Source organism: Lentzea sp. CC55, from assembly GCF_021056325.1.
Taxonomy (GTDB): domain Bacteria; phylum Actinomycetota; class Actinomycetes; order Mycobacteriales; family Pseudonocardiaceae; genus Lentzea; species Lentzea jiangxiensis.
Genome location: NZ_JAJCXE010000035.1, coordinates 1 through 5,152, shown reverse-complemented (window position 1 = coordinate 5,152; position 5,152 = coordinate 1). Strand labels below are relative to the sequence as shown.

Annotated in this window: 6 protein-coding genes; 1 reads left to right on the top strand and 5 read right to left on the bottom strand. The window is 67.7% G+C overall.

The window, feature by feature from the left end; genetic code table 11:
- Positions 1-53 precede the first annotated feature (53 nt).
- The 5 genes from L6E10_RS26420 to L6E10_RS26400 all read right to left on the bottom strand — a co-directional run bounded on the left by L6E10_RS26420 (position 54) and on the right by L6E10_RS26400 (position 4,556).
- Positions 54-893 (bottom strand): helix-turn-helix transcriptional regulator, encoded by an 840-nt coding sequence (locus tag L6E10_RS26420; protein ID WP_236222445.1) that lies wholly within the window; start codon positions 891-893, stop codon positions 54-56.
- Positions 894-1,201: 308 nt separating this feature from the next.
- On the bottom strand, positions 1,202-1,381 hold the full coding sequence (locus L6E10_RS26415) for a hypothetical protein (protein WP_236222443.1): 180 nt from the start codon (positions 1,379-1,381) through the stop codon (positions 1,202-1,204).
- Between the two features lie 56 nt (positions 1,382-1,437).
- Positions 1,438-1,986: an HIT domain-containing protein gene (locus L6E10_RS26410; protein ID WP_090103194.1), complete on the bottom strand. Its 549-nt coding sequence runs from the start codon at positions 1,984-1,986 to the stop codon at positions 1,438-1,440.
- On the bottom strand, positions 1,983-4,031 hold the full coding sequence (thrS, locus tag L6E10_RS26405; RefSeq protein WP_236222441.1) for a threonine--tRNA ligase: 2,049 nt from the start codon (positions 4,029-4,031) through the stop codon (positions 1,983-1,985). The genes L6E10_RS26410 and thrS overlap by 4 nt, the downstream gene beginning before the upstream one ends.
- A 33-nt stretch (positions 4,032-4,064) precedes the next feature.
- Positions 4,065-4,556 carry a GNAT family N-acetyltransferase gene (locus L6E10_RS26400; RefSeq protein WP_236222439.1) on the bottom strand — a complete coding sequence of 164 codons (492 nt, stop codon included), beginning with the start codon at positions 4,554-4,556 and terminating at the stop codon, positions 4,065-4,067.
- Between the two features lie 137 nt (positions 4,557-4,693).
- Between L6E10_RS26400 and L6E10_RS26395 the strand changes: the two genes are divergently transcribed.
- On the top strand, positions 4,694-5,008 hold the full coding sequence (locus tag L6E10_RS26395) for a hypothetical protein (protein WP_236222437.1): 315 nt from the start codon (positions 4,694-4,696) through the stop codon (positions 5,006-5,008).
- The last annotated feature ends 144 nt before the right edge of the window (positions 5,009-5,152 follow it).

Below are 5,152 nucleotides of genomic sequence, written 5' to 3'. Positions count from 1 at the left end.
CGTCCCCGAACCAACGACCCCGAACCGACGACCCCGCCACCCCCGGCCCAGGGTTACAGGAGCCGCCGATGATCCTCGGCGATGCGCTTCAACAACCCCTGCAACTCCTCCCCCCGCACCGCCAGCCTCTCCAGCCGCCCGAACAGCGCGAGGTACTCCCGCACGTCCAGCGGATCGGTGATCGTGGCGTTGCCGGTGAGCATGCTGACCGTCACCACTCGCTCGTCGTAGATGTGGAAACCGTGCAGGGCCACCACGTTCGCGTCGGCGGACCACGGGACGACGCCGAGGCGGACGTTCGGGCGGCGTTGCATGGCGGCCAGGTGTTCCACCTGTTCCGCCATTTGTTCGGGGGTGCCCATCCGCCAGCGCAGGGCTGCTTCGGAGAGCACGAACACGAACTGCTTCGCCAGGTCGTCCATTCGGGAACGGCGGGTGCGCAGGGCTGCCACCGCGGCCTCCTGCTCCGAATGCGGCATCGTCCCCAGCACGATGCGCAGGTAGGCCTCGGACTGCAGCAGCGAGGGGACCAGGTTGACCTGGAAGAACCTCGATGTCGCGGCGCGGGCCTCCACGCGGCTGATCGTTTGCTGGTGGCGGTGCGCTCCTCGGTGCAGCACGACACGACGGGTTTCCGCCTCGGCGTGCAGCGACCTGGCGAGTTCGACCAGTTCGATGCGCGTCTCTCTCGCGGCGGCCAGTTCCGCCACGAGACGCTCCACGTCCGTGACGGACGGGAGCAGCATGCCGTTCTCGATCTTCGACAGCTTGGACTGGCTCATCCCGGTGGCACGGGCGGTGGCCGTGCCGGTCATCTTCGCCTCGGTGCGCAACCGGCGTAGTTCACGCGAAAGCCGTTCTCTCGCTAATCGCGAACGCTCAGGTGCGGTCATGTTCGCACCGTAACCATTCGCACACGGTGAGACGATCGGCCATAGGCGGGGACTTGGTTCGCAGTTGACACCTCCAGGTGGGTGATCTCACCTACCTGGAATCGCTTTGTGCTGGCTTCACGTCTCGATCGACCGCGGAAATGCACCCGAAAGATGTAATCGAAAGCCATTCCACCCGGAGACGAAACGGTGCGGATTGTCCAGTCAGGACAACATGAGTGGTTTTTGTCACTCTTTTGTCCAAGAATTAGTACCGCTGTCAATCACACTTCGACGGACTAAACGCTCTGTTTAGCCGACGAGGTGCGTCAAACGGACTTCCGCGCGCGCAAAACGGAGCGCACGGCGAAGCCGATGGCGCCGAAGATCAGCACGAATGCGATGAGGCCGAGACCAGGGGCGTCGTCGTGCTGCGCGTACAGCAGAGCGGCGACGCCGAGCGCGGCGACGAGAAGACAGGCCACGAGAGGCAGCAGCAAGCGAAGCATGGATCGACTATCGCGCGCCATCTATCGAAAGTCAACAGATAGTTACCGCGAAGCGATCAGTCGATCGCCTTCCAGCCGTCCGCCAGCAGCTGCCGGGTCTCCCCCAGCAGCTGCGGGAGCACCTTGGTGTGACCGATGACCGGCATGAAGTTCGCGTCGCCGCCCCACCGCGGCACCAGGTGCTGGTGCAGGTGGGCGGCGATGCCGGCGCCCGCGACGACGCCCTGGTTCATGCCGATGTTGAACCCGTGCGGCGCCGCCACGTGCCGCACGACCCGCATCGCCTTCTGCGTGAACGCGGCGAGCTCCGCGGTCTCCCCGGCGGAGAGCTCGGTGTAGTCCGCCACGTGCCGGTACGGCAGGACCATCAGGTGGCCCGGGTTGTACGGGTACAGGTTCAGCAGCGCGAAGACCTCGGCCCCGCGCGCGACGATCAGGCCGTCGGCGTCGGACAGCTCCACCACGCGGCAGAACGGGCAGCCGGCGGGCTCGTCGCCCTCGGCCTTGCCCGCACCCTGCACGTACGACAGGCGGTGCGGGGTCCACAGGCGCTGCAACGCGTCCGGGACCCCGACACCGGCCTGCTCGGAGAACTCAGGCGTCACGAGAGCAGTTCCGCCGTGGGCGAGGCGTTCTCCCGGCGCCCGACCCAGTCGACGATCTGCTCGACGGCCTTCTCCACCGGCACGCCGTTGATCTGCGTGCCGTCGCGGAACCGGAACGACACCGCGTTCGCCTCCACGTCCTTGGCACCGGCCAGGAGCATGAACGGCACCTTCTGCATGGTGTGGTTGCGGATCTTCTTCTGCATCCGGTCGTCCGAGGCGTCGACCTCGACCCGGATGCCGGCCTTCTTCAGCGTCTCGCGCACCGCGAACAGGTGGTCGGCGTTCTCCGAGGTGACCGGGATGCCCATGACCTGCACCGGCGCGAGCCACGCCGGGAACGCACCCGCGTAGTGCTCGGTCAGCACGCCGAAGAAGCGCTCGACGGAACCGAACAGTGCGCGGTGGATCATGACCGGGCGCTGGCGGGAGCCGTCCGGGCCGGTGTACTCCAGTTCGAACTTCTCCGGCAGCATGAAGTCGAGCTGGATCGTCGACATCTGCCAGGTGCGGCCGAGCGCGTCGCGCGCCTGCACGGAGATCTTCGGGCCGTAGAACGCGGCGCCACCGGGGTCGGGCACGAGCTCCAGGCCGGACTCCTCGGCCACGGAGGCGAGGGTCGCGGTCGCCTCCTCCCACACGTCGTCCGGGCCGACGAACTTCTGCGGGTTCTTGGTGGAGAGCTCCAGGTAGAAGTCGTCGAGGCCGTAGTCGCGCAGCAGGTCGAGCACGAAGTTGAGCAGCGACTTCAGCTCGTCGCGGATCTGGTCGCGGGTGCAGAAGATGTGCGCGTCGTCCTGCGTCATGCCGCGCACGCGGGTCAGGCCGTGCACCACGCCCGACTTCTCGTAGCGGTAGACCGAGCCGAACTCGAACATGCGCAGTGGCAGCTCGCGGTACGAACGGCCGCGCGACTTGAAGATCAGGTCGTGGAACGGGCAGTTCATCGGCTTGAGGTAGTAGTCCTGGCCCGGCTTGCGGACCGTGCCGTCGGAGTCGACCTCGGCGTCGAGGTGCATCGCCGGGTACATGCCGTCCTTGTACCAGTCCAGGTGACCGGAGACCTCGAACAGCTTGCCCTTGGTGATGTGCGGCGAGTAGACGAACTCGTAGCCCGCCTCGGTGTGGCGCTGGCGGGAGTAGTCCTCCATCGCCTTGCGGATGATGCCGCCCTTGGGGTGGAACACCGCGAGGCCGGAGCCGATCTCGTCCGGGAACGAGAACAGGTCGAGCTCGACGCCCAGCTTGCGGTGGTCGCGGCGCTCGGCCTCGGCCAGGCGCTCCAGGTACGCGTCCTGCGCCTCGGCGGACTCCCACGCGGTGCCGTAGATGCGCTGCAGCTGCGGGTTGTTCTCGTTGCCGCGCCAGTACGCCGCCGCCACGCGGGTCAGCTTGAACGCCGGGATGTGCTTGGTGGTCGGCACGTGCGGGCCGCGGCACAGGTCGCCCCACACCTGCTCACCGGAGCGCGGGTCGAGGTTGTCGTAGATCGTCAGCTCGCCGCCGCCGACCTCCATGACCTCGCTCGTGTCGACGTCGCTCTTGATGTCGACGAGCTCGAGCTTGAACGGCTCGGACGCGAGCTCCGTCTTCGCGGCGTCGACCGACTCGACGACGCGGCGGGAGAACCGCTGCGAGGACTTGATGATCTGCTTCATGCGCTTCTCCAGCGCCTGCAGGTCCTCGGGCGTGAAGGGCTTCTCGACCTGGAAGTCGTAGTAGAAGCCGTCCTTCACGGGCGGGCCGATGCCGAGCTTGGCCTCGGGGAACTGCTGCTGCACCGCCTGCGCCAGCACGTGGGCGGCGGAGTGGCGGATCACGCTGCGGCCGTCCTCGGTGTCCGCGGCGACGGCCTCGACCTCGACGTCGACCCGCGGGGTCCACGACAGGTCGCGCAGGTGGCCCTCGGCGTCGCGCACGACGACGATCGCGTCGGAGCCCTTGCCCGGCAGACCGGCCTCGCGCACGGCCGTGCCCGCCGTCGTCCCAGCCGGAACCACCACGCGCGGCGGGTTCTGGGCGACTGCTGGGCGCGACTCGGACACGGTGACTCCTAGTTCGAAGAAGGTGGTTGCGGATCAGATGTTATCGGTGCTCAAGATGGACATGACGATCGCGTCGTGGAAGACGCCGTCCCACAGCAGGGCGTCCCTCAGCCTGCCCTCCTCGCGGAAGCCGAGCTTGGAGTAGACGTGGATCGCCCGTTCGTTGAACTCGTACACCTCCAAGTCCACACGATGGAGGTCCAGTTCGCCGAACGCGTGGTCGAGGACGTGCCGGATCGCGGCGGTTCCGAACCCCTTGCCGAATCCGTCCCACATCGCGATCCGCAGTCCCGCCGAGCGGTTGTGCGGATTGATGGTGAGAACGACCTCGCCGAGGAACTTCCCGTCCTCCGTTATCGCGCGCGTGTAGCGGTTGGGGTCGTTCAGGGTCCGTTCGACGTAGGCCTCGTAATCCGCGAGCGTGAACGTCGCGTGCGTACCCGTGAGCCGGTTCACCTCGGCGTCGTTCGGCCGCGGTTCGGCCATCGCCTGTGCGAACTCCTTGCGGAGCGGTACGAGTTCCATCCCCCGATTGAAGCGGGTGCGCGCAACCCGTTTCCGCCCGAGATACCTACGCAGCCCTTCTGAGTGGTTTTCCGGATGCGGTCACGCGCTCGCGGCGAGCACCCTGTGGTCCCCGGCCCGCCGAATGGAGCACCGACATGTCCGACCTGGTCGTCGAATGCCCGGTCCGCCTCACCGAGTCCAACCGGGACGAGCTGCGCCTGCTCTACGCCGACCTGCGCGACCACTACGAGCGGCGCGACGCCCGCAACGGCACCCGCACGACGCTGCACTTCGTGTGGTCCGGCGTCCTCGACCCCGAGCTGTTCGGCGCCACCTTCGCCGACCAGCGCCACGTCTTCGCCGCCTCCCGCCCTGTGCTGAACTCCGCGCGGGAGCCCGATGTCCTTCAGGAAACGAACAGGTGGCTGTCAGCCCAGCCTCAGCAGAACGGCGCACCGTTGAGGACATGAGCGAGCAGGGACAGACGCCTCCTCCGCCGGAGCCGTCGCAGGACCGGGCGCAGAACGACCCGCGGGCCGCCCGGCCCGCACCGGAGCAGGCCACCACCCCGCTGCCGGCCGAGGCCGCGGCCGGTCGGCAGCCCGCCCCGGACC